Source organism: Psychromonas algarum (assembly GCF_004376845.1).
Classification (GTDB): domain Bacteria; phylum Pseudomonadota; class Gammaproteobacteria; order Enterobacterales; family Psychromonadaceae; genus Psychromonas.
On record NZ_SNUW01000007.1, the window covers coordinates 37,896 to 61,401 of the forward strand.

Below are 23,506 nucleotides of genomic sequence, written 5' to 3' on the forward strand. Positions count from 1 at the left end.
GCGCTAATTAATTTTGTATTTTTCTCAATTCCATTTGAGTGATAAATCACATGTATGAATGGAAGAAACAGGAATCTATATGATAATAATTATCAATAACAACAAACTTACATTCTTTACATATAAATATTTATTGTAAAAACTAATTTCAGGAAAAATTTCAATCGTTAAATTTAAGGTAAGCAATTGTTTTAATTTACAAAATAAAGTAGTTAAGCAAGTAGTGGGATAAGTGAGTGCAGTCTCATGGAGAGTAATGGGTGTTAACTAAAATTAATTTTAATCGTCATTTTATGAACGATATGATCTAAATTTCACGCAGAAAATATTTAATAGGAGGTGTAAACAGTTGTTCCATTTACGAAATTCATAAGTAAAAAATGAGTTATTTTGAGCAAGAAATTATTTACAAAAAAGAAAGAAAAGCAAAAGAAAACTGAGCAACTTTTTCACAAAAGCTATAACCCTTTCCATGCACTGTTTGAATATGTAATTTAGAAAGTCCCGCATTCAGCATTTTGCGGCGAATATTACTAATATGAACATCTAAATTTCGATCAAAGGTGGAAAGTTCTTTTTTAAGCACCTTTTTTTGTAGTGTTGCTTTAGAAACAATATCACCATTATTTTTACTCAAATATTGCACTAATAATTGTTCCGTTTCCGTGAGTGGCAAACGAGATATTTTAAAAGAAAATTGCTGGCTGCAATGTTGGAAAGCTAAACGTTTTTTTTCTAAAGTTATACGTCGCAATAAAGCATCAATATGTACGAGTAGAGACTTATTAGAATAAGGCTTGATCATGTATTGATCTGCCCCAGCTTGTAATCCATCAATAGCATTTATTTCATCTTTTTCTGAGGTTAAAAATAAAATAGGAATAGCAAAACGTTGGCTGATTGATTCTATTAATTGCAGCATTACTTGAGGTGTAGAACAATGATCTAATAGGATCAAGTCAGCATCACATTGTTGAAGATAATTTAATACTTTCTCATGCTCATTAACATAAGTAACTTGATGTGAAGTTTTATTAAAAGCTTGGATTAATAATTGTTTATTTTGTACATCATTATTAACCACGACAATATGTGACATAACTACTCTAAAAAACAAATGATAATGATTCTCATTGTACTTTAAAGCATTAATAATTCAAACAAATAAATGAAAGATAATTTGTCACATAACAATTATGAGACAAATTACCAATCAAAAAACACAATTAAGCAATAAGCGCAGTAGGTGCCACCTCTTTTATATCAATATCACTACGTCCTAATGCATTTAATACTGCTTGCATTGATGCGGTAACAATATCAACACAATGAGCGGCGGCACAATAACGACTGCCTTTAATACTGATTTGTACATACGCCATAGCTTCGGCCTGTTCATTTTCAGCACCCGCTATACTCGGCAATGCATGCTCATTGTAATCAAGTAACACAATATCGTGGCCAATTGTTTCACTTAATCCTTTTACAAATGCATCTAACACCCCTTTGCCTTGGCCAGTTAATTCAACAATAGAGGTATCGAATTGTAATTCGGCAGATAAAGTATCTACGCTACCTTCACGGCTAAGTTGGTAATTACTAATATTAGGCGCATGTTTAGGGTTTAAGTAAGTTGTTGAAAAAATATGATGAATAGCTTCTGAACCTACTTCAGATTCACTTTGCTCAGCATGTGTTTGAATATGAGGACTAAAATCAACTTGCATCCAGCGAGGCATTTGAATGCCATAATCTTGCTCAAGTACGTAAGCTACCCCGCCTTTACCAGATTGACTATTAATACGGATCACTTGTTGATAAGTTCGTCCTAAATCGCGTGGATCAATTGGTAAATAAGCCACTTGCCAATGTGCATCAGGATCAACTTTACGTTGTTCTGCATCGATGCTCATACATTTATTAATCGCATCTTGATGACTACCAGAAAAAGCAGCAAAAACTAACTCTCCTGCATAAGCATGACGAGGGTGAACAGCTAATTGAGTACAACGTTCAACGGTGGCAATAATTCTATCCATATCTGAAAAATTTAATTCAGGATCAATACCTTGGCTATAGATATTCATGGCCATAGTCACGATATCCATATTACCAGTACGCTCACCATTACCTAATAATGTACCTTCGATCCTATCAGCTCCAGCTAATACGCCTAGCTCCGCAGCAGCAACACCACAACCTCGGTCATTATGAGTATGTAAGCTAATTTTCACTGAATCTCGATGACTAATATTGTCATTAATCCATTCAATTTGGTCTGCATAAACATTAGGTGTCGACACTTCGACAGTGGCAGGTAAATTTATAATAACTTTATTTTCTGGCGTTGGTTGCCAAACAGCAATCACTGCATCACATACTTCAAGCGCATAATCCATTTCCGTACCGGTAAAACTTTCTGGTGAATATTGGAAAGACCAACGTGTTTCAGGTTGTGCTGCAGCCATCTCTTTTACCCACAGTGCACCTTGAGTTGCAATGCTTTTAATTTCTTCTGTAGATTTTTTAAAAACTTGTTCACGTTGTACTGTAGAAGTTGAATTATATAAGTGAACAATCGCTTTTTTAGCGCCTTTTAATGCTTCAAAGCTACGTGCAATTAATGGCTCTCTTGCCTGAGTTAACACTTGAATAGTGACATCATCAGGAATTAAATCTTGCTCGATCAATTGACGTACAAAATCAAAGTCTGGTGCTGAGGCAGCTGGGAATCCAACTTCAATTTCTTTAAAGCCGACATCAACTAATAGCTTAAACATTTCTAGTTTTTGGCTAGGACTCATCGGTTCAATAAGAGCTTGATTGCCATCTCTTAAATCAACACTACACCAGTCCGGAGCAGTACTGATAATTTGATTAGGCCAACGTCTATCCGTTTTTTGAATAGGTGTAAAAGCACGGTATTTTTTGTGATTAAACTGAGATGTTTGAGTATTAACTGACATAAGCATTTCCCTAAAACTATTTCTGATTTGCCATGCAGTGGCTTTCAGGTGTTTGTCATACGATAAAGTAATAATGTTGAGTAATAATATCGGGTAATATCATCACTCAACATTGCTTCATTAATTTAATGAAGTAGGATCCTTTAATGGTTATTCTCTGGTTAAGGTAGCATTAAAGGATCAGCAAGTTGGCTCAGCATGGTAAGATTATTGCCCCCCATTTCCGGTTAGAAACTTCGCTCGCTATCCATGGTGAAACTATAATCCCTTTTGTATAGGGAATGGTTGCAAAGTCACTTCTAAAAATGCAGTATAATGCAACAAATAACTACTATTAAACAAATTAATAGCGATTAAAACCAAGTGTAAGATTAACTATGCAACCAATCATTAAATTAGATCGAATTGATAAGCAAATACTGCAACTAATGCAAGCAAATGCGCGTATTAGTAATTTAGAATTAGCAGACAGTATCGGTTTATCCCCAACCCCCTGTTCTCGACGAGTTAAACGTTTGGAAGAATCAGGTATTATCGATAAACATGTCACCTTATTAAAATCATCTGCATTAGGGTTAAACTTAACAGCTATGCTTGGTATCAGTATGGATCGCCATACTCCTGAGCGTTTTGATAATTTTGAAGCCGCTGTAAGTGCAATGCCTGAAGTATTAGAATGTTTAATTGTAACCGGTCAATCTGCAGATTTTTTATTAAAAGTGGTTGTTAAAGATATGCAACATTACGAACGTTTTTTACTTGGGCAATTAACTAAATTAGAAGGTGTAACAGGTGTTCATTCTAGTTTTGTGTTAAGAGAAGTGATCAAAAAAACGGCGTTACCACTCGATTAAAAAGAACTAAATAAAAGGACAAACCAGATGTCAGTAAAAAACTTAGAGCGAATTGTGATTGAACCAGCTACTAGCGCAACTAGTTGTGTTATTTGGCTACATGGTTTAGGTGATTCAGGCGCTGGTTTCTCCCCTATTGTTCCAGTATTGAAACTGCCTAAAAACCACAGCATTCGTTTTGTTTTTCCACACGCGCCAGAACAAGCAGTCACTCTAAATCAAGGTGCAGTAATGCGTTCATGGTACGACATTAAAAGTATGGATTTACATAATAGAGCGGATATAGCAGGTGTACTTGACTCTGAACAAGCGATTCATGCACTAATTCAAGAACAGCTTAATAGTGGCATTAATAGCGACAGTATTATTCTCGCGGGTTTCAGTCAAGGTGGTGTAATGAGTTTATTTACAGGACTTAGATACCCACAAAAACTAGCCGGCATTTTAGCAATGTCATGTTATTTACCTAATGGCGATCAATTACCACTACAGCTAAGTGCGACTAATAAACATACACCTATTTTGCAACATCATGGCGAGCAAGATGACGTTGTTCCATTTAGCGCAGGGCAAATGGCAAATCAATTACTGCTAGAAAATGGTTATCAAACTCAATGGACAAGCTATGCAATGGGTCACACGGTTGTCATGGAACAATTAGAAGAAATTTCAACGTGGATTCAGGATGTTCTAAAATAAGACTTCCCGTTATTTAATGGCAATAAACGCCTTTGCATAATTTAGTTTTATTGAACATTTTGCAACTAAATAAGTGTTCTAGATAAGCATCAGGGAATTAGGCACCTGGAAAGTTCGGCGAAAACAGGGTATTAAGCTTGTAATCAACTCTCTCATTACAAGCTTAATAATTAAATAACTTACTTAGAGTGGTATAAAGCAGACATTTCAATTAGCAGTGTATTTTTTGCCAAGTATACTCCATTTGCCTAGCTGTTTTTTCACCCAAGTTAAGTGTTGAAGTGGTTCCAGTTAAAGTCGGCAAAACAGAAACTAAATGCAAGGTCATATCAATACCAGCAGATATTCCTCCAGAGGTAGTATACTTACCATCACAAACCCAACGTTTATTATCAACAACCTGTAATGTCGGATAGCCTACTTTTAAATCATCAATATCTTCCCAGTGTGTGGTAACAGATAAACCATTAAGCAGTCCCGCTTCTGCTAATAAAAATGCACCGGTACATACTGACAGCGTTTGTTTCGTTAAGGTATCAGTTTTCTTGATCCACTCGATCACCTTTGTTTTCTTCATTTCTTCAGTATGAATTCCCCCCACTACGATTAAAACATCAATGGCAGGATGATCATCAAATGTATAATGCGGTTTAACTAAAAAACCACCACGAGCACTAACTAAGGCATCAGATTCGCCAACAAAAAAAATATTCCAATCATTACCCGCTATTCTTTTTGCTGTGCTTAATACTTCATATGGACCAGAGAAATCTAAAACTTCTGCATTTTCATAAAGGTATATGGCAATATTCATTGTTGCTCCTTGTCTCGTTTAAATATTTAAAATACTAAATATAAGTAGTCAATAAGTCGTTAACTATTAGCAATAGTTGTATGCCCACAGGTTCAAGCATGGTCTATAAATTTATTGAAGATGCGCAGCTAGATGATCAATCAGTAAACGGATTTTTGGTGATAAATAACGATTTTGAGGGTACACAGCCCATATACCCTCTGCAGGTTCTCTAAACTGATCTAATATCGTCATTAATTGTCCCGACTCAATATATGACTGCACGTAATAATCAGGCAATTGCACAATACCGATATCCTTTAACGCTGCATCAACTAGCGCCATACCACTATTACAGCGTAAATTCCCCTTTACTCTTAAGCTCTTCTCTTTACCAGATTCAATAAAGCGCCAATAGTCTCTAGTGCCTAATAAGCAATTATGCTGTTTCAATTCTGATACAGAATGAGCTTCTCCATATTTTTGTAAATAAGCTTCTGAAGCACACACATAATTAGATCGTTGGCTTAACTGTTTTGCGATTAAAGTAGAATCTTGTAGTTGCCCTAATCGAATAGCCACATCAAACCCACCATCAATCAAATCAACTCTATGATTAGTTAATTCAGTGGTCACTTCAATATCGCTATACAAAGATACAAAGTCATTCACTAAGGGTAATATTTTTTGTTCACCATAGGTTACCGGTGCGGTTAGTTTTATTTTCCCTTGTGGACTACTCTGTAGGTTGCTAATGGCTTGCTCAGCAATATCTAAGCCATCTAATAGATTGCGGCAATGCTGATAAAATAACTGCGCTTCCTGGGTTAATGAGACCTTACGTGTGGTACGGTAGAATAATTTAACCTGCAAGCGCTTTTCTAATGCACTAATTTGACGGCTTACTTGTGCCGTTGATAAATTAAGATTTTTAGCTGCTAATGAAAAGCTGTGAGTTTCAGCGACAGCAACAAACTCATTAATGCCTTGCCATTTCATTGTTACCACCTAGTAAAAGTAATTTTCATTTTAGCTAGATTATCATTATTGTAGAAACAAATATAATGACTCTACAAAATGCCATGAACATATAAACGGAGTAAATATGACAGACCAATTTATTAAATCAAAAGCTGCTATTGCGTGGGGTCCAAATCAACCATTAGTGGTTGAAGAAGTGGATGTAATGCTACCGAGAAAAGGCGAAGTATTAGTTAAAGTTGTTGCTTCAGGTGTTTGTCATACGGATGCATTTACTTTATCAGGTCAAGATCCTGAAGGTTTATTCCCAGTAATTTTAGGGCATGAAGGTGGTGGCATTGTTCAACAAATAGGTGAAGGTGTTACCAGTGTTAGCGTGGGTGATCATGTGATCCCACTTTACACCGCTGAATGTGGAGAGTGTAAATTCTGCAAATCAGGTAAAACGAACTTATGTAGCGCGGTACGTGAAACACAAGGTCGTGGTGTAATGCCAGATGGTACAAGCCGTTTCTACAAAGATGGACACCCCATCTTCCATTACATGGGGTGTTCAACATTTTCTGAATACACAGTCTTACCAGAAATTTCATTAGCAAAAGTTAACAAAGAAGCGCCACTTGAAGAAGTTTGTTTATTAGGTTGTGGCGTAACAACGGGCATGGGCGCGGTACTTAATACAGCCAAAGTAGAAAAAGGTGATAACGTAGCTATTTTCGGATTAGGTGGAATCGGCCTATCAGCAATCATCGGTGCAAAAATGGCTGGCGCGCATAAAATCATTGGGGTTGATATTAATGAAAGTAAATTCGAATTAGCAAAACAACTGGGTGCAACGGATTGCATTAATCCCAAAGACTACGATAAACCAATTCAAGATGTAATTGTAGAGATGACTGACGGCGGTGTTGAATACTCGTTTGAATGTATTGGCAATGTGGATGTAATGCGTAGTGCTCTTGAATGTTGTCATAAAGGTTGGGGCGAATCAGTGATCATTGGTGTCGCAGGAGCTGGCCAAGAGATCTCAACACGACCATTCCAATTAGTAACTGGCCGAGTATGGCGTGGCACTGCATTTGGTGGCGTTAAAGGTCGCTCTGAATTACCAGCAATTGTTGCACGTTACATGGCGGGAGAATTTAAATTAAGCGATTTTATTACGCATACCATGCCACTTGAAGATATTAATAAATCATTCGATTTAATGCATAGCGGTGCAAGTATTCGTAGTGTGATTCATTTCGATAAATAATCTCCCAACTTAATAAATTAAAAGACAACTCTTGCAGTTCAAACCACGATGCGAGAGTTTTGTTTAATATCGATAAGGAAAACTTATGATCCTTGAAAGCATTAGCAGTAATAAATTATTTGAAGGCTGGCATAAACAATACACACACCCTTCTCAAATATTAAATTGTAAAATGCGTTTTGCCATCTATTTACCCCCTCAAGCTTCTAGCACAAATCCTGTTCCTGTTATGTATTGGTTATCTGGTTTAACCTGTAGCGATGAGAACTTTATGCAAAAAGCAGGTGCACAAAAGTTAGCCGCCAAATTAGGCATCGCAATTGTTGCACCCGATACAAGTCCGCGTGGTAAAGGTGTAGCAGATGATGAAAATCAAGCTTATGATTTAGGGGTAGGTGCAGGGTTTTATGTGAATGCAACACAAGCGCCGTGGAACAAACATTATCAAATGTATGATTATATCGTTAACGAGTTACCCGCTTTAATTGAAGCTAATTTTCCCGTCACTAAACAACGTGTGATCAGCGGACATTCAATGGGTGGCCATGGCGCGTTAACCATTGGTTTACGTAACCCAGATTTATACCAATCCATTAGCGCATTTAGTCCAATTTGTAATCCAATTAATTGCCCATGGGGACAAAAAGCCTTGTCTGCATATTTAGGTGAGAATAGAGACGATTGGAAAGCCTATGACAGTTGTGAATTACTAGCAAAAACAAAACAACATCAAGCGATTTTAATTGATCAAGGTAGTAACGATTCATTTTTACAAGAACAGTTAAAACCAGACAATTTGCTTGCCGTCGCTAACTCAGAATTGAATAACTTCACACTTAATATACGTGAAGGTTACGACCATAGTTATTATTTCATCAGTAGTTATATTGAATCACATTTGCAGTTTCATGCTAAAAATTTAGGGTTAACTACACAAAACTAACCAATTAGTATTAGAACCTTCGTCACAATAATTTTTAAAACGACGTTTTACTACTGTGATATACTGACAAAACTTAACGTACATTTGCTATATCGCGCATAACGTTCTGTTATAAAGAATGAATAAACTTTGGATTATTAAAAGCAATTAATGAAGGTAGCCTTTTTAAACTAGGGTTACCTTTACCCTACTTATATTTATTTCTACGCTTTAATCCAGAGTATTTTACGTCTACCTACTATCATGCGATGGTTTATGAAACTTTCAAAAAAAATATTATTACATAATGCTTCTCTTGCCTGGCCAATGACCTGCAATGCAATTCTAATGCAATCAGTGACCATCATTGACTTGCTGCTAATTGCTTCATTAGGTGATTCTCCAGTCGCAGCTTATGGTATTGCAGGTGCAATTGTTGCGTTTATTTTAGGGATCCAATTTGCTATCGCAAATGGTACGCAGCTTGTGCTTTCAAGAGCAGTCGGGGCTGGTGACAAAAAAAATATTGGCTTAGTTATGTCATCCGCTTGGGTAACTAATCTAGGTTTTTCAGTATTTGCCTTAGTCACTTTACTCATTATTGGCAGCCCTCTTATTGATGCCATTGCTCATAACCCTCTTGTTTCATCTGAAGCCCAAAGCTATGTCAACGTTGCTTTATTATTGCTTCTATTTTCTTCAGTTTCACAAGTCATTGTGGTTTATTTTAATGCCACGAAAAAAACACGCATCCCATTATATGGCTTCATGATCGAAATACCATGTAATATTGTATGCAGCTATGTGCTTATTTATGGCATGTGGGGGGCGCCTGAACTAGGATTGGCAGGCGCTGCTTGGGGAAGTGTGATCGCCATTATTATTCGTCTAACTTACTTAACTTACAGTTTTAACAAAGAAAGAATAAAGGGACTGGTTAGCGGATTCACTGTGGTTAGTAAAGCTTCTATTATCGAGCATATTCAAGAAGTTGTGCCAATCGTCGCAAATTTTATGGTGTTATTAACAGGATTACTATTATTCCAAATGTTGTTTGCTCAACTTCCTGTTGAATCCTACGCGGCCATAACATTAGTTTTACCTTGGATTAAAATAGGTTCGATGTTTGCAAATACTTGGGCACAAGCAAGTACCATTTTGGTGAGCCAGTATATTGGGCAAAAAGAATACAAGAAAATCCCCGAATTTATCGCGCAATCATTAATGGTCACCCGGATTATTTCCGTATTTATCATGATGCTGTTTTTTGCATTCAGTGAGTTAGCACATTTAATCTACCCCAACCTATCAGCAGTCACATTAGCTGCATTAGCAACTATTGCACCGGTTTATATTATTCTGCCGTTGATCCGTACTAATAATATGTTTTGCGGCAATATGATCCGAGCAATGGGAGATAGTTATTTAATTGTACGTGTGAACATCATTACACAATGGGTGATATCTTTACCGTTATGCGCACTGATGATCTACCTTGGTGCTCCGTTGTATGTGGTGTTTGGTATTATGTTATTTGATGAAATATTAAAATTTCAACCATTCAGAAATACCCTACAAAAACGTTTAGATAGTTATGAAAAAACGGCAAAAATAGAGACAGTAGCAAAACCAGCAGAGTAGGAAGGACAAAGCCTTAGGTCATTTAAAAGGGCATCAAAGCCCTTTTAAATCAATTAACTTATTTTTTTGTAGCCATCACTTCATCAAGTGTTAACCCAGTAAGGTCGCGGACAGTACGCCATAAGTAATAAAAAACACCAAATAACATGACCATAGATGGCAATGCTATCATCGGGTAACTATATAAAGTTAACTGCCCTAATTCTGCATTAAATGCTTCAGTTCCGGCAGGGCTAGTCACTAACCATTTAGCAAGTATGTAATTCATTGTTGCAGAAAAAGCAAAAGAACAAGCAACAAGATAAGTAGCTTTTAACAAACGTCGATCAAATGCCTCTGTGCAATTATGCTCAATTAGTTTTTGTTTGATTTTTTCTACATCCATAACATCAGGATTAAATAGCAATGCTCTTACTAAAGGGTAAGGTGTAAAAGTTGAAACCAATACAGCAATGCCTATTATTGCAGGAATAGCAGCTTCTTTAATTGCCAACCATTTATTATCTAACTCAAATAAACCAATTCCCCCAGTTAACAAAACACTGAGTAATCCTAATAAAGCGATAAAGTTAAATTTTCTGTATTTTACTAATTCAAAAATACCCCAACCCAGTGGGAAAGCTAAAGCTGCAATTAAACCACCGGTCGCTCCTAGGTCACTATCACCACTTAATTTCATAAGGATAAACGAAGGAATAACAATGCTGACAAGCAGGTCAACCATTGGGCGAGGTTTGTGTGTGGATTTACTATTCATAGAATTTACTTATTGATTACCGATTAAAGATGCATGGTTATAGCTAATTATGTTCAACAATACAATAGATAGGTAGTTAGGTAGCCTGTTCAATAGAAAATATGTGATCATAAAAACTTAACATATAACCTCAATTTATTAAGTTATATGGAAATTTCACCACTTCTCTATTTAGAACCAAATCACCAATAAAACGAAGATAATCTCTTCATTCAAATACAAGAGTTAGAAAATACAAATACTTAGGTAAAATAGCGAAAAAAATTGTCTTCGTTTTCTTAATAACGTCTTCGTTTTAATTCCACGAATACACTAAACCTCTTGTCCCGCTGCCCAACCACAACTCCAGCACCAGCTAAAATTAAAGCCGCCTAACCATCCTGTGACATCCATGGCTTCACCAACAATGTATAAACCTTTCACTGATTTACATTCCATGGTTTTTGAAGAGATGGCATCGGTATCAATGCCTCCTAATGTCACTTCTGCTGTTCGGTAACCTTCTGTGCCATTAATTAATGGTTTCCATTCATGGAAGAGTTCTGCCACTTGCTTTAACTCTTTTTCGTTAAACTGTTTTAAAGGTCGGCTTTCGATATCAGCTAGTGCTAACAAACATTCAACGACGCGTTTAGGAAGGTGTTGTGATAATAAGGTTTTTAAGGCTAGCTCTGGACGATCTTGTTGTGTATTGGATAATAATTGCTGTAGATCTTCGCTTGGTAATAGGTCAATTAAGATAGTATCGCCAGGTTGCCAATAATTAGAAATTTGTAAAATAACTGGCCCACTTAAACCACGGTGCGTAAACAACAAAGCTTCGCTAAAGCTAACTGGTTTATCTTTTTTGCTGGCTTCTTTTTTAATGGACGTAGCTGTTGCAGGGAAGCTGATCCCCGATAAACCTTCTAACTTTTCTTTTAAGCTCGGTTGCAAAGTAAAAGGTACTAAGCCTGCACGAGTGGGTTTTACGGCGAGCCCGTATTGTTCTGCCAGTTGATAAGCAAAAGGAGTAGCGCCCAATTTAGGAAGCGATAATCCGCCCGTTGCAACCACTAATGACTGACAACTAAAATCACCATGAGTGGTTTGTAATGAGAAATGATTGTCTGCAATTTGTTGATGATTAAGCACTTCACACTGGGTTTTGATCATCACGCCAGCTGATTTTGCTTCGTCTAATAACATGCCTACAATTTGCTTTGCGCTATCATCACAAAACAGCTGTCCATGGTCACGCTCATGCCAACTGATATTGTGCTTATCCACCATGGCGATGAAATCCCATTGTGTATAACGACTTAATGCTGATTTCACAAAATGAGGATTGCTACATAAAAAATTACTTGGTTCAACATATAAATTAGTGAAATTACAACGTCCACCACCACTCATTATTATTTTTTGGCCAATACGCTTTGCATGTTCAATTAACAACACGTTACGCCCGCGTTTACCAGCTTCAATTGCACACATCAAACCTGATGCACCAGCACCAATAATAATTACATCAAACATAGCAGACCTTAAATACACGAAGCTTAGATAATATGCACTGAAGCATAAACACATTAAAAATAATCGCCCAAGGATACACTATTTGCTTTTTTAAGTGCGAAATTATAGCGATTACATTAAATATGTTATCTAAGTTTTACGCTGAAAAAATAGCTCTATTCAAGGTGTAAATTACGCAAAAAGCTGTTTTATTTACGAAATTTACAACGAGGAAGTGGTTGTTTATTGTGATTGGTATTAGTCAGGCACTTATGTGTAAGTTTTAAATATTGATGAGAATAAGTGGAGATGTTTATGATAAAAAAAGGCCGCGTAGCAGCGGCCTTTTTATTAATGCTTTGCACTACTTATTTAGTAGCTGGAGCATCTTTAGCATCTTGAGAATCAATTGCTAATAATTCAACTTCAAAAATAAGTGTTGCACCAGGAGGAATTGGACCTGCACCTTTTTCTCCGTAAGCTAAATCAGCAGGAATAACAAATTTGTATTTCTCACCAACGCTCATTAGTTGAACACCTTCAGTCCAACCAGGAATAACACCATTTAGAGGGAATTGAACTGGTTCACCACGGCTAATAGAGCTATCGAACTCAGTACCATCGATTAAAGTACCAACGTAATGTACTGTTACTAAATCATCAGCACTTGGTTTAGGACCTTCAGCTTTAGTGATAACTGAATATTGTAAACCAGATTCAGTTACTGTTACGCCTTCAGCTTTTGCATTTTTATCTAAGAATGCTTTTGCATCTGCTGCTGCTTTCTCTGCCGCTTCTTGTTGTGCTTTTTGTGCAGCTTCTTGTACCCTTGCATCATAAGCTTTTAATGTTTGAATAGTGTCTTCATCAGTTAATTTAGATTTACCACGTAAAGTATCTGAAATACCTTCTAAAATAACTTCTTTATCTAACTCCATACCAAATTCAGCTTGTTTATCTAACGTTGTTTCAACGTAACGAGAGAATGAAGCACCAATTGCGTATGCAGCTTTATCGTTATCACTTTTGAAAGTTACAGCGGCAGCTTCTTGAGTTTGTGCTGTTGTTGCTGGTTCATCTTTTGCATTACAGCCAACTGTAAATGCAACTGCTGCTGCTAATAAAGAAACTTTAAAAACGTTTTTCATTGTTACTCCAAATATTAAATTAAAAAGATTACGGTGAAATTCCATCACAAAATGTAAGCCAAGCATCCAAACTATTGCGTTTATATTACCCCTAAAGTTATTCATCAACCAAGGTTATTTACCTTGAGGGGCTGTTAACACGTCATTTTTAAAAAATGTTAAATACTTTATTATTGAATACTTACGAATATTCTCATTGATCATTCAATAATATTAAACATACAGCGAGATACCTACCGTTTTAAAAAAGAGGCTTATTTTATCAATTCCATTTAACTAAATTGATGGGATCATCTAAATTATCACTACTATTTAACCGGCATCACATTAACAGTCAAAGTAACAATCTATTTATTGTGCGTTTGTCTGCAAATAACTGTATTACATTGCTTATAAACGATTAAAAATTTATTTGGGCATAATAAAAGTAAGTGATTGATGACACCAATTGTTAATGGACAAAGTAAGACAAAATTAGTTCATTTCAATTTTATGATTACTGGTAGCGACTTTTTAAGAGGAATAATCATTTATCTCAATGACGTATAATAAAATCACTACCCGCTTTGCTAGCTGTAGTATACTCGGCTGTATTATGGAGTTATGCACAGGTGCAAAATTCCACTTAATTGTTATCATTTGGCTAAGCCTGCCTATATAGAGAAATTATGAATAGTACACAATTACAATTAGCAGAACGTATTGAACAATTAGAAATGAAAATTGCTTTTCAAGAAGATAATATCGAGACACTTAACAAAGAGATTTTTGAACAACAACGTCGGACACAACAACTTATTGAGCAGGTTGCATTATTAGCTGTTAAGTTAAAAGAGAGTGAGCCTAACCAACTGGCATCAGAAAAAGAAGAGATGCGCCCTCCTCATTATTAGAAAGTTAAAGATGAAGTGATAGTGTGGCATTAGGTTGCGGTGTTAAATAATCTATATATTGCAATTTTATTTTGTCACCTAAGGGTTGTTTTTGATCAACGTCAATCATAGTGAAACTAACTGTCTGTGCATCTTCTCGATACATTTTTACTGAACATTTACCTGATGGGCCTTGGTGTTGATGATAGGCAATATAATCAGCAGTCGTTGTTTGTTGTCCTGTGATCATTTTCTTAAATTGCTGTTTTCGTGATGCGTAAACATTTTCATAATCAACACCAGATGATGTTAATGGTAGTGAATATTCTGCAGATAACGTAACATAAGTTAATTTTTTTCCATCCCAAGTATACTGCCAAGCCAGTTCACTTTTACTTTGTTTTGCAGATAACTTATTAGCAAATACACACAATTGAAAAGCTTGAAAATGCCTAAAATCCATCTTCATTAAATACTCATGAATATTGTTCACATTCTCTAATAACCTCGGAATAATAACTCCACGACTAGTAAAAATATTAAGGTTTGGATCAACTTGTGCTTGATAATAATTCAATAAAGCCAAGCTCACACCGCTTTCATGCACTGCAATCCATGTTCCACCACCATTAGGATCAATAGGATAAATCGCTTTTAAAGAAGAGTTTACTGTTGGAGGGATCGCCTGCGATCTAAGCTTGTTCTCATCTCGATTAAAAAAGAGTTGATAGCCTTGCTCTGTTAATCGATAAGTTAATGTACACATAACTATTAGCCTGTACGTAAAAAAGTCGCGGTTGCTGGAGCAATCCCTAAACCACTATCTACTTTGAGTTTCTGAATTTGAGAAATTTGTTTGATTGTTGAAAAATGGTGAACCGCATGGCTTCCTACAAAAATCACTTCACGAGCAAGAGTTGTATTAACAATAACCACTTGTTTACTTTTAACAGATATTTCAGTCGATAATTTTAAGGTTTGCTGTAGTTGTTGCTCAGTCAACTCTGATAAAAAAAGCTCTATTTCCATAATCGATTCTAACGCTGCTTGAGGAGAGCTTTCTAAAACACCTCCACGGCTACGTTGATCATAATCGATAAGCCCCGTTTCTAAGCCATTAATAATCGCATAATAATGATCCAAAATATGGCGAATATGCGCACCCGGTGCACTCATAAAAGAAGGTGAAATAATTTCTATGTATTGTTGTTCAGACACTGATGTTAAATAGGTTTTTGCTTGTTGTAAAATAATAAGCTGACTTTCAATCATTGGCTAAACATTCCTTGAAATAGACACTGTGATTATAAATAGAGTGATAAATTCATTTATAGTTCATCTAATAGACCGGTACTTGCGCTTATTTTATTTCAATTTAATTAACATTTTCTGAAAATAATGTTGATAATTGAAGGTTATTGATAAGCTCAGTGTTATCAATACGTCCGTAACTCTGCCAACCATCTTCAGCGGACTCAATGCCCGTTGTAGGATCTGCTATTATTTTGGGGTAGCCATCACCAACCGAATGAACAGAAGTGGCTTGATATAAATAACCATTGTGGATAACAAATGCCCCTTTGCTGTATTCCATATTAGGCTCAAAGTATAAGATTTCGTTAGTAGTTAGTTGCGAAACAATAATCCCCGCTAATTGAGCTGTCATTTCAGTATTGTCACTACTTGATAATAAGCTTAAATTCACCAATTCTGAATGTATAAAATGCTCTACCTTACCTTTTGCGTTAATCCAAGATACATCCATTTCAATTTCTTTAAAATCAATTGCAGTATTGAGTTCATTACTAACATCATGCACATTCCAAGTAATATTAAACTGACTATTACCAAGTTGTATATCCGTTTCCGAGGTGTTATCTAATGCCACTAATTGTTGCACATTAGAGAGTGTTAATAGTTGCTCTCTCTTCTCTGTCACTAATGGAATAACTAAGGAATGGGTTAAATTATCACGTTGCTGATCGGCAATTCTCTTTTGTAAACCTGTTATATTTACAGCCGTTAAACTAACCACTATTAATGATACTAATACTTCAATTAATGAAAAACCTGCAAGTTTACATAACATTAGAAGTCCCTCCATGTACCAGCAACCAATTGATAACTACTTGCTGCAGCTGTCATTCCCATTTGCTGATATAACGTATTTAATATTGTTTTGTCATATCGAGCAGATAGATATTGCTGAGTACTATCACTATCTATTGTATCGACTCCACCTGTTGAGCAATTATATTCACTTAATAATGCACCATTAACACGAATTCCGGCCATATCAATACGTTGATCTTTTTGGGTTTGTTTCACTCCATCGATATAAACGATACTGCCTAACTCATCCATCACATCATGGGTTGCCGGGAGAAAATACAGCATCCCAATTACAGAAGCTGTTGTATTTGTTTCAGTAATGAAGGTACCTCCTTCAATAAAAACCATTTTAGGTCTTTCTGATGAACCAACAGTAAAATGGTTATATTCAGATGTCTGACTTTTTAATGTATCATTTTGATCAATATTACAGTCACCTTTAATATAAATAACCGAGGTATCATCGCTAACATCTTGAAGCTGATCCGAACAACTTAGCGAGCTTAAATGAGTCATATCAATTCGCACCACTTGCCCTGAACTACTCAACTCATCTTGAGCATCTTCTAAATTAATACCAAAAGTACGTTGAAATAAAGAACTCGCATTGCTCATATCTTCAATCGAACTTACTTGGTCAAAAATAGAACCCGTTGAAGAAGCAGCAACTCCCCACTGATTATTACTTATTTCTTTAAAACGCGTTTCTCCAGTCTGATCTTCTAACAAACCATAAATAGCATTTTCATCAATACTATTAACTTGTAGTTCATCTCCAGTACAAAGATCCGTTTGTTCTAATTCAGCACTAGGCTGACTCACAATAAGTTGTTTTGCTATATTACCCGGTGAACGGCAGCCTTCTTTGCTTAACCCTTCACAACCATCATTAATCATAGCCAATGCATTAATATTCAGTTTTCCATTACTTGAAACAGGTGCAACCGGGATATCAAATGCATTACTGTAATAGACTTGTAAAGATATTTGTCGTGAAGCCGAAGCATCTTGAGATTGTCCTTTTGATACGATTTGAAATTTATGGCGAGTGATTTTAGTTACTGTTACTTGATAAGGAGTGTTTTCACTCATTTGTGCGGGATAAACAAAAGGTAAGTTTTCTATTAATTCATTCGCAATAGCAACACTATTTAATTTATTTAAAATTAAATTAACACCAGACTCTGCATTAATAAATGCCTCACTATTACGATAATAATTAGCTAAAACTTGATTATCAATGAGTTGAGATCGCGCCATATTAACCGTATAAACAATGCCCGCAACACTCAATAGGATAGCAAACGTTAATACAGCAAAACCTTGCTTATTATTCTTCATTTCCCCGACCTTAAGGATTTTAAATTTTATTTAATCAGTTATTTTGCAATATAAAATTATCATTATCCTTTCATTTATCGTCATTCCACAAACCACCTAAAGACTTTATTTTTACTTATAGTTTAGTTAATCACTAAGTAAATTTCCGCCAATAATATTAATAAAAAAAGAAGTGTATTTATCTTCTTGTATTTATTGACCTTGATCTCAAAAAACACTGCTTAGTGCGCGCTAGTTAACATATTTGTAACAACAGAGGCCTGTCTCACAATATATATCCAAACTGTCGACTAGAATGAAATCATCAATATTTAACCAATCGAATATAAATAAAAAACCATAAGCAATTGATTATTATACAATAATGGAGTTAAACATGAGCGAGAACCATATTTATCCTGTTTCACCAGAAGTAGCAAAAAAAAGCTTATTAACTAACAAACAATATTTATCTGATTACAAAGCTTCAATTGAAGATCCTGAAGCCTTCTGGGGTGAAAAAGGTAAAATTTTAGACTGGATGAAACCTTATACAAAAGTTAAAAATAGCTCATATGATCCAGGGCATGTTGATATTAAATGGTTTGAAGATGGTCAATTAAACGTTTCGGTTAACTGTATCGATCGTCATTTAGCAACAAGAGCGGATCAAGTCGCTTTATTATGGGAAGGTGATTCTCCAGATCAGGATGCAAAAATTACTTACCGCACACTTTATACACAAGTATGTCAATTTGCTAACGCCCTAAAAGAACAAGGCATTAAAAAAGGTGATGTTGTTTGCTTATATATGCCAATGACACCAGAAGCAGCTGTTGCAATGCTCGCTTGTACGCGTATTGGTGCTGTGCATTCGATTGTATTTGGTGGTTTTTCTCCGGATGCTATTGCCGGACGTATTGTCGATAGTAGTGCAAAATTAGTGATCACCGCTGATGAAGGCCGACGTGGTGGACGCACAGTTCCACTAAAAGCAAATGTTGATGAAGCGTTAACACGTGAAAGTACTGATTGTGTTCAATGTGTCATTGTATTCAAAAATACAGGTGGAGAAGTTAACTGGGTTGAAGGTCGAGATTTAGATTGGGCGGAAGCAACTCAATCACAAGCAACCGAGTGCGAACCAGAAGCAATGAACGCAGAAGATCCACTGTTTATTCTTTATACATCAGGCTCAACTGGCACACCGAAAGGTGTATTACATACAACAGGTGGTTACCTTGTTTATGCGGCTATGACATTTAAGTATGTATTTGATTACCAAGAGGGTGACATATACTGGTGTACTGCTGACGTAGGCTGGATAACAGGTCATAGTTACCTAGTGTATGGTCCACTTGCAAATGGTGCGACGACATTATTATTTGAAGGTGTTCCTAATTACCCTACACCTGCTCGCATGAGTGAAGTGGTTGATAAACACCAAGTCACATTATTATATACAGCACCAACGGCAATTCGCGCATTAATGGCAAAAGGTGATGAAGCAATTCAAGGAACTAGCCGCAGTTCTTTAAGAATACTTGGCTCTGTAGGTGAACCAATTAACCCTCAAGCATGGGAATGGTACTACGAGAAAATTGGCGATAAACGTTGCCCTATTGTTGATACATGGTGGCAAACAGAAACAGGTGGCATTTTAATTACGCCACTTCCAGGTGCAACAGATCTTAAACCCGGCTCAGCAACTCGTCCATTTTTTGGTGTGCAACCTGCATTAGTAGATAATGATGGTGCCATTTTAGAAGGTGCTGTTGAAGGTAATTTGGTTATGCTAGATAGTTGGCCTGGTCAAATGCGTACACTTTACGGTAACCATGAACGCTTTGAACAAACTTACTTCTCAACCTTTAAAGGTATGTACTTTACTGGTGATGGCGCTCGCCGTGATGAAGATGGTTATTACTGGATCACGGGCCGTGTGGATGATGTACTAAACGTATCCGGGCACCGTATGGGAACGGCTGAAATTGAAAGTGCATTAGTTGCGCACCCTAAAATTGCAGAGGCAGCCGTGGTAGGTGTTCCTCATGAAATTAAAGGACAAGGCATTTACGCCTACGTTACATTAAATTCAGGCGAATTTTCTTCACCTGAGTTGTATGCAGAAGTAAAACAATGGGTGCGTAAAGAGATTGGCGCGATTGCAACACCGGATATTTTACATTGGGCAGAAGGATTACCTAAAACACGCTCGGGTAAAATTATGCGTCGTATTTTACGTAAAATTGCGACAGGTGAAAGTGATCAACTAGGTGATACATCAACACTAGCAGATCCAAGTGTGGTTGATAAACTAATCAAAGAGAATCAAGAGCTTACTTAGATTTAATTTGATTGTTCTAATAATGCCATTAGGGTTGTAGCCAATTGCCGGCTTTATCGCTAAACTCCTCGATAGCAAGATTGTTCTCGAGGAGTTTTTTTATGAGGCCTATATTAAAAAGGAGTAGAAAGTGAAAGTACTAGTATTAAATGGCCCTAATCTTAATTTATTAGGTAAAAGAGAGCCTGAAGTTTACGGCAGTCAAACATTGACAGATATTATTGATTCTCTACAAATTGAAGCACACAAATTAGACATTCAATTAACACACCTACAATCTAATCGTGAATATGAACTCATTGAGAAAATTCATGAAAGTGCTGGAAACATCGACTTTATTATCATTAACCCAGCTGCTTTTACTCATACAAGCGTAGCTATTCGAGACGCATTATTAGGTGTTGCTATTCCTTTTGTAGAAGTACACCTATCGAATATCCATAAACGAGAAAAATTTAGACATCACTCTTACTTATCAGACATTGCTTGTGCTGTTATTTGTGGGATGGGAGCGAAAGGTTATTCATTTGCATTACAAAGTGCAGTACATTTTGTAAAATAAACATAATAGAAACATTAAAAATACAAAATGAAATACACTTTATCTACATAGAGCTAACAAACTACCCGTTCGGGTAGTTACTTTTTAAAATCAATTAAGGCATCCTATATTTGTCTTAAGGAATTGAGGCATAGTAGTAAACCCACTTTAATGCCAATTTAAATGGATTTTTTATTCAAACATTTGTAATAAAAAGACATATTACAGGCGAGCCTAACTTTGTTGGGCTTTTTTTTTACCTAAAATAAAGTCAGGTATATACTAACAATCTACTACAATACTGGAATTTGAATATGGATGTTCAAAAGACATTAAAACAACAATTAAGATGGCAATCATTACGCCCTTTTAATATCACTATAGTCTGTTCATTTATTTTCTTCTTTTTAACGGGTATTGGCCAAAGTTATACTATATTCGATTCATCTCCTATTTTTACAACCCCATTATTTATCCCATTGATTATTCTATTATTTTGCTTAATAACATTACATTGCATTATTAATAAAAAAGATATTTTTGCACAACGAATTATCCCGACAACAAGTATAATGATCACGTTATTTGTTGTTATTAATAGCCACTTCCAAGAACAAACTCAGCTTAATAATTTCTTATATTTAGTACTCTTATTACCACTTTTTTATTCCTATTTATTTGCCTACAACACTGCATATTTAGTCATCAATAATATTTTATTAGTGGTTTGTTATGTATTTGCTTCACTTATCGGTAATACAGATGCATTAGTTTTTTTATTCAATAGCACCTTTTTAATTACATTATGTTATCTCACTATCTTCACTCAATCTCGTCATAGCAATTTAAAAGAAGATCCCGTTGAGAAGAAGTTTGAAAAAACAACAGTACTCAGTCAAAAAAGCGGGCGTTATTTAAACCGAATTGTTCACGATATACGACAGCCATTGAGTAGTTTATCTCTGTATAGCAGTTTGTTAGAAAATAAATTAAGTAATACAACTCACCTAAAGTTAGTTCAAAACATTAAACATTCATCAGAAGAATTAGAACGTTGGATAGCGAGTTTATTAGATTTAGCTCGCTTAGATGGAAATGCAATTACACCAACGATCAGTGAATTTCCATTAACCTCTGCGTTATTACCAACAATCAAAAAATATCAATACCAAGCATCTACCATGGGTATTCAACTGATCAGTCGCATCCCAGAACTAGCAGTAAAGAGTGATAAACGATTATTAACTGAAATTGTTGAAGTCTTACTGAGTAATGCCATAGTGCATGGTAGCCAAAAGAAAGGAGCCTATATCCTATTAAGCGTACGCCATTATTCTGACAAAGTGTTATTACAAGTATGGAACCAAGGACAAGCTATCCCCGACTCAATTTTTGAAAATTTATTTGATGAAGTCGCACAAGCCGATAACCCTCTGCATAACAGAAGCAAAGGTATTGGCCTTGGATTAGCTGTAGCACAACGTAAAGCTATTTTATGTGACACAAAAATAGTGGCAATAAGCAATGATCACGGTAGTCGATTTAGCTTAAATTTAGAGAGCGCACAACATATTCCAAAGCAATTTGATTTTAATAAAGTGGCTAATCATGCTCCTCATCACAAAATATTATTAATCGATGATGATCAAGGTATCTTAAGTGCTTTAAGCATGTTACTTGAAAATTGGGGGTACCAAGTTGATTGTGCCAGTACTGCAGAAGAAGGGTTACAAAAACACAATACAACACAATATGATTTAGTGATTTCAGATTATCGTTTGCCCAATCAAAAAACTGGATTGGATATCATTAAAGTCATTAAACGAAGCAGTAATATTCCCGCAGTATTATTAACTGGAGAAGCAGATCCAGGGAAGTTAAAAGAAGTACAAAATATAGGAAAAGAAATTAATTATAAGGTTCTAAATAAACCGGTTAAACCCGCTTCACTAAGAGTTTTATTAAAACAGGTATTAAAATAGTAGAAAGAGTTAAGCTTTCAATAATCCCAGTTCAAGTGCTTTTTCAACTGCTTTTAAACGACTTAAAGAGCCTGACACTTGCAAAGCATTATATAAACCTTTTTGATGAAACTTAACTGTATCTTGTGAAATACATAGTGCATCAGCAATTTCTCTATTTTTTTTGCCCTCATAAATCAGCTTTAGAATTTGTAACTGTCTATCAGATAAATGATAATCTTGTTTATTTTTCACTTCTAGGTTTGCAATATTATCTATCTCAATAGCAACATGCTCTGGCACAAAAATATCACCTTTAGAAATAACTTCTAATGCCGATAACATTTCCTGTGGAGAATAAGATTTAGGAATAAACCCCATTGCCCCTTTTTGCAAAGCATAATAAACATTCTGGTAATTTTCACAGGCAGATAACACAACCACAGGAGAAGCAACTTCTGCTTCTATTAAGGCATCCATCATGGCAACCCCATCCATCTCAGGCATTGATAAATCCATTAAGATCAAATCAGGTTGAATATTTTTAATCTCTATTAATGCTTTGAACGGACTATCAAAAGTAACGACCCTATTATTTTCATTTTCTAGGGTTAACTTTAAGCCATATAAAAACAACTGGTGATCATCAATAATCACAATCTTGTTCATCAAACTATCCTTTCAGCACAAACCGCTGTTTTGCTCGATATCATATTTTACAATGAAAATAACATAAAATTTCTATCTATAATAATCGATTATAAAGAATAATTTTTGAACTTACGCGCACAATTTCTAATAGATGGAGCCGCGGTATATTATTTTTTCAATTCCCTGTAT

At 35.7% G+C, this 23,506-nt stretch carries 21 protein-coding genes; 9 read left to right on the forward strand and 12 right to left on the reverse strand.

The window, feature by feature from the left end; all coding sequences use genetic code 11:
* Positions 1–406: 406 nt before the first annotated feature.
* Both E2R68_RS07790 and leuA read right to left on the reverse strand, forming a co-directional pair.
* Positions 407–1,099, reverse strand: coding sequence for a response regulator transcription factor (locus E2R68_RS07790; protein ID WP_134277102.1), 693 nt, complete (start codon positions 1,097–1,099; stop codon positions 407–409).
* A 127-nt stretch (positions 1,100–1,226) separates the two neighbouring features.
* Positions 1,227–2,966: a 2-isopropylmalate synthase gene (leuA, locus tag E2R68_RS07795; protein ID WP_208380163.1), complete on the reverse strand. Its 1,740-nt coding sequence runs from the start codon at positions 2,964–2,966 to the stop codon at positions 1,227–1,229.
* Between the two features lie 377 nt (positions 2,967–3,343).
* Between leuA and E2R68_RS07800 the strand changes: the two genes are divergently transcribed.
* Both E2R68_RS07800 and E2R68_RS07805 read left to right on the forward strand, forming a co-directional pair.
* Positions 3,344–3,820, forward strand: a complete 477-nt coding sequence (locus tag E2R68_RS07800; protein WP_445177081.1) for an Lrp/AsnC family transcriptional regulator — start codon at positions 3,344–3,346, stop codon at positions 3,818–3,820.
* Between the two features lie 27 nt (positions 3,821–3,847).
* Positions 3,848–4,519: an alpha/beta hydrolase gene (locus E2R68_RS07805; protein ID WP_134277106.1), complete on the forward strand. Its 672-nt coding sequence runs from the start codon at positions 3,848–3,850 to the stop codon at positions 4,517–4,519.
* Between the two features lie 211 nt (positions 4,520–4,730).
* Here the strand turns inward: E2R68_RS07805 and E2R68_RS07810 are convergent, their stop codons facing one another.
* Positions 4,731–5,333, reverse strand: a complete 603-nt coding sequence (locus E2R68_RS07810) for a DJ-1/PfpI family protein (protein ID WP_134277108.1) — start codon at positions 5,331–5,333, stop codon at positions 4,731–4,733.
* Positions 5,334–5,444: 111 nt separating this feature from the next.
* On the reverse strand, positions 5,445–6,311 hold the full coding sequence (locus tag E2R68_RS07815; RefSeq protein ID WP_134277110.1) for a LysR family transcriptional regulator: 867 nt from the start codon (positions 6,309–6,311) through the stop codon (positions 5,445–5,447).
* Positions 6,312–6,417: 106 nt separating this feature from the next.
* Between E2R68_RS07815 and E2R68_RS07820 the strand changes: the two genes are divergently transcribed.
* The 3 genes from E2R68_RS07820 (at position 6,418) to E2R68_RS07830 (ending at position 10,111) form a co-directional block, all read left to right on the forward strand.
* Positions 6,418–7,548 (forward strand): S-(hydroxymethyl)glutathione dehydrogenase/class III alcohol dehydrogenase, encoded by a 1,131-nt coding sequence (locus E2R68_RS07820; RefSeq protein WP_134277112.1) that lies wholly within the window; start codon positions 6,418–6,420, stop codon positions 7,546–7,548.
* An 85-nt stretch (positions 7,549–7,633) separates the two neighbouring features.
* Positions 7,634–8,491, forward strand: coding sequence for an S-formylglutathione hydrolase (gene fghA, locus E2R68_RS07825; RefSeq protein WP_134277114.1), 858 nt, complete (start codon positions 7,634–7,636; stop codon positions 8,489–8,491).
* Positions 8,492–8,746: 255 nt separating this feature from the next.
* Positions 8,747–10,111, forward strand: a complete 1,365-nt coding sequence (locus tag E2R68_RS07830; RefSeq protein ID WP_166738830.1) for an MATE family efflux transporter — start codon at positions 8,747–8,749, stop codon at positions 10,109–10,111.
* A gap of 58 nt (positions 10,112–10,169) precedes the next feature.
* On the opposite strand, the gene E2R68_RS07835 is transcribed toward E2R68_RS07830, so the two are convergent.
* The 3 genes from E2R68_RS07835 to fkpA all read right to left on the reverse strand — a co-directional run bounded on the left by E2R68_RS07835 (position 10,170) and on the right by fkpA (position 13,513).
* Positions 10,170–10,868 (reverse strand): VC0807 family protein, encoded by a 699-nt coding sequence (locus E2R68_RS07835; RefSeq protein ID WP_134277118.1) that lies wholly within the window; start codon positions 10,866–10,868, stop codon positions 10,170–10,172.
* A gap of 312 nt (positions 10,869–11,180) precedes the next feature.
* Complete coding sequence (locus E2R68_RS07840; protein ID WP_134277120.1) at positions 11,181–12,386, reverse strand: BaiN/RdsA family NAD(P)/FAD-dependent oxidoreductase; 1,206 nt, start codon at positions 12,384–12,386, stop codon at positions 11,181–11,183.
* A 347-nt stretch (positions 12,387–12,733) separates the two neighbouring features.
* Positions 12,734–13,513 carry an FKBP-type peptidyl-prolyl cis-trans isomerase gene (gene fkpA / locus E2R68_RS07845; protein ID WP_134277122.1) on the reverse strand — a complete coding sequence of 260 codons (780 nt, stop codon included), beginning with the start codon at positions 13,511–13,513 and terminating at the stop codon, positions 12,734–12,736.
* A gap of 668 nt (positions 13,514–14,181) precedes the next feature.
* On the opposite strand from fkpA, the gene E2R68_RS07850 reads away from it, so the two are divergent.
* Positions 14,182–14,406 carry a SlyX family protein gene (locus E2R68_RS07850; protein WP_134277123.1) on the forward strand — a complete coding sequence of 75 codons (225 nt, stop codon included), beginning with the start codon at positions 14,182–14,184 and terminating at the stop codon, positions 14,404–14,406.
* A gap of 4 nt (positions 14,407–14,410) precedes the next feature.
* On the opposite strand, the gene E2R68_RS07855 is transcribed toward E2R68_RS07850, so the two are convergent.
* The 4 genes from E2R68_RS07855 to E2R68_RS07870 form a co-directional block, all read right to left on the reverse strand.
* A complete protein-coding gene (locus tag E2R68_RS07855) occupies positions 14,411–15,151 on the reverse strand; it encodes an NRDE family protein (RefSeq protein WP_134277125.1) in 741 nt (246 codons plus the stop codon).
* 5 nt (positions 15,152–15,156) lie between these two features.
* Positions 15,157–15,657: a hypothetical protein gene (locus E2R68_RS07860; protein WP_134277126.1), complete on the reverse strand. Its 501-nt coding sequence runs from the start codon at positions 15,655–15,657 to the stop codon at positions 15,157–15,159.
* A gap of 103 nt (positions 15,658–15,760) precedes the next feature.
* Positions 15,761–16,474: a type II secretion system protein gene (locus tag E2R68_RS07865; protein WP_166738831.1), complete on the reverse strand. Its 714-nt coding sequence runs from the start codon at positions 16,472–16,474 to the stop codon at positions 15,761–15,763.
* Positions 16,474–17,838: a hypothetical protein gene (locus E2R68_RS07870; protein WP_134277130.1), complete on the reverse strand. Its 1,365-nt coding sequence runs from the start codon at positions 17,836–17,838 to the stop codon at positions 16,474–16,476. Before E2R68_RS07870 ends, E2R68_RS07865 begins: the two co-directional genes overlap by 1 nt.
* Before the next feature lie 376 nt (positions 17,839–18,214).
* Between E2R68_RS07870 and acs the strand changes: the two genes are divergently transcribed.
* The 3 genes from acs to E2R68_RS07885 all read left to right on the forward strand — a co-directional run bounded on the left by acs (position 18,215) and on the right by E2R68_RS07885 (position 22,687).
* Positions 18,215–20,164, forward strand: a complete 1,950-nt coding sequence (acs, locus tag E2R68_RS07875) for an acetate--CoA ligase (RefSeq protein WP_134277132.1) — start codon at positions 18,215–18,217, stop codon at positions 20,162–20,164.
* A 130-nt stretch (positions 20,165–20,294) separates the two neighbouring features.
* Positions 20,295–20,726: a type II 3-dehydroquinate dehydratase gene (gene aroQ / locus E2R68_RS07880; protein ID WP_134277134.1), complete on the forward strand. Its 432-nt coding sequence runs from the start codon at positions 20,295–20,297 to the stop codon at positions 20,724–20,726.
* A gap of 293 nt (positions 20,727–21,019) precedes the next feature.
* Positions 21,020–22,687 (forward strand): response regulator, encoded by a 1,668-nt coding sequence (locus tag E2R68_RS07885; protein WP_134277136.1) that lies wholly within the window; start codon positions 21,020–21,022, stop codon positions 22,685–22,687.
* Positions 22,688–22,696: 9 nt separating this feature from the next.
* Here the strand turns inward: E2R68_RS07885 and E2R68_RS07890 are convergent, their stop codons facing one another.
* Positions 22,697–23,335: a response regulator gene (locus E2R68_RS07890; protein ID WP_134277138.1), complete on the reverse strand. Its 639-nt coding sequence runs from the start codon at positions 23,333–23,335 to the stop codon at positions 22,697–22,699.
* Positions 23,336–23,506: the final 171 nt, after the last annotated feature.

Coding starts and splice junctions, on each gene's coding strand:
- acs (WP_134277132.1), top strand. CDS start 18,215: ATGAGCGAGAACCATATTTATCCTGTTTCACCAGAAGTAGCAAAAAAA.
- fghA (WP_134277114.1), top strand. CDS start 7,634: ATGATCCTTGAAAGCATTAGCAGTAATAAATTATTTGAAGGCTGGCAT.
- E2R68_RS07820 (WP_134277112.1), top strand. CDS start 6,418: ATGACAGACCAATTTATTAAATCAAAAGCTGCTATTGCGTGGGGTCCA.
- E2R68_RS07865 (WP_166738831.1), bottom strand. CDS start 16,474: ATGTTATGTAAACTTGCAGGTTTTTCATTAATTGAAGTATTAGTATCA.
- E2R68_RS07870 (WP_134277130.1), bottom strand. CDS start 17,838: ATGAAGAATAATAAGCAAGGTTTTGCTGTATTAACGTTTGCTATCCTA.
- E2R68_RS07805 (WP_134277106.1), top strand. CDS start 3,848: ATGTCAGTAAAAAACTTAGAGCGAATTGTGATTGAACCAGCTACTAGC.
- E2R68_RS07790 (WP_134277102.1), bottom strand. CDS start 1,099: ATGTCACATATTGTCGTGGTTAATAATGATGTACAAAATAAACAATTA.
- E2R68_RS07860 (WP_134277126.1), bottom strand. CDS start 15,657: ATGATTGAAAGTCAGCTTATTATTTTACAACAAGCAAAAACCTATTTA.
- E2R68_RS07855 (WP_134277125.1), bottom strand. CDS start 15,151: ATGTGTACATTAACTTATCGATTAACAGAGCAAGGCTATCAACTCTTT.
- leuA (WP_208380163.1), bottom strand. CDS start 2,966: ATGTCAGTTAATACTCAAACATCTCAGTTTAATCACAAAAAATACCGT.
- E2R68_RS07800 (WP_445177081.1), top strand. CDS start 3,344: ATGCAACCAATCATTAAATTAGATCGAATTGATAAGCAAATACTGCAA.
- E2R68_RS07815 (WP_134277110.1), bottom strand. CDS start 6,311: ATGAAATGGCAAGGCATTAATGAGTTTGTTGCTGTCGCTGAAACTCAC.
- E2R68_RS07850 (WP_134277123.1), top strand. CDS start 14,182: ATGAATAGTACACAATTACAATTAGCAGAACGTATTGAACAATTAGAA.
- fkpA (WP_134277122.1), bottom strand. CDS start 13,513: ATGAAAAACGTTTTTAAAGTTTCTTTATTAGCAGCAGCAGTTGCATTT.
- E2R68_RS07840 (WP_134277120.1), bottom strand. CDS start 12,386: ATGTTTGATGTAATTATTATTGGTGCTGGTGCATCAGGTTTGATGTGT.
- E2R68_RS07835 (WP_134277118.1), bottom strand. CDS start 10,868: ATGAATAGTAAATCCACACACAAACCTCGCCCAATGGTTGACCTGCTT.
- E2R68_RS07890 (WP_134277138.1), bottom strand. CDS start 23,335: ATGAACAAGATTGTGATTATTGATGATCACCAGTTGTTTTTATATGGC.
- E2R68_RS07810 (WP_134277108.1), bottom strand. CDS start 5,333: ATGAATATTGCCATATACCTTTATGAAAATGCAGAAGTTTTAGATTTC.
- E2R68_RS07830 (WP_166738830.1), top strand. CDS start 8,747: ATGAAACTTTCAAAAAAAATATTATTACATAATGCTTCTCTTGCCTGG.
- E2R68_RS07885 (WP_134277136.1), top strand. CDS start 21,020: ATGGATGTTCAAAAGACATTAAAACAACAATTAAGATGGCAATCATTA.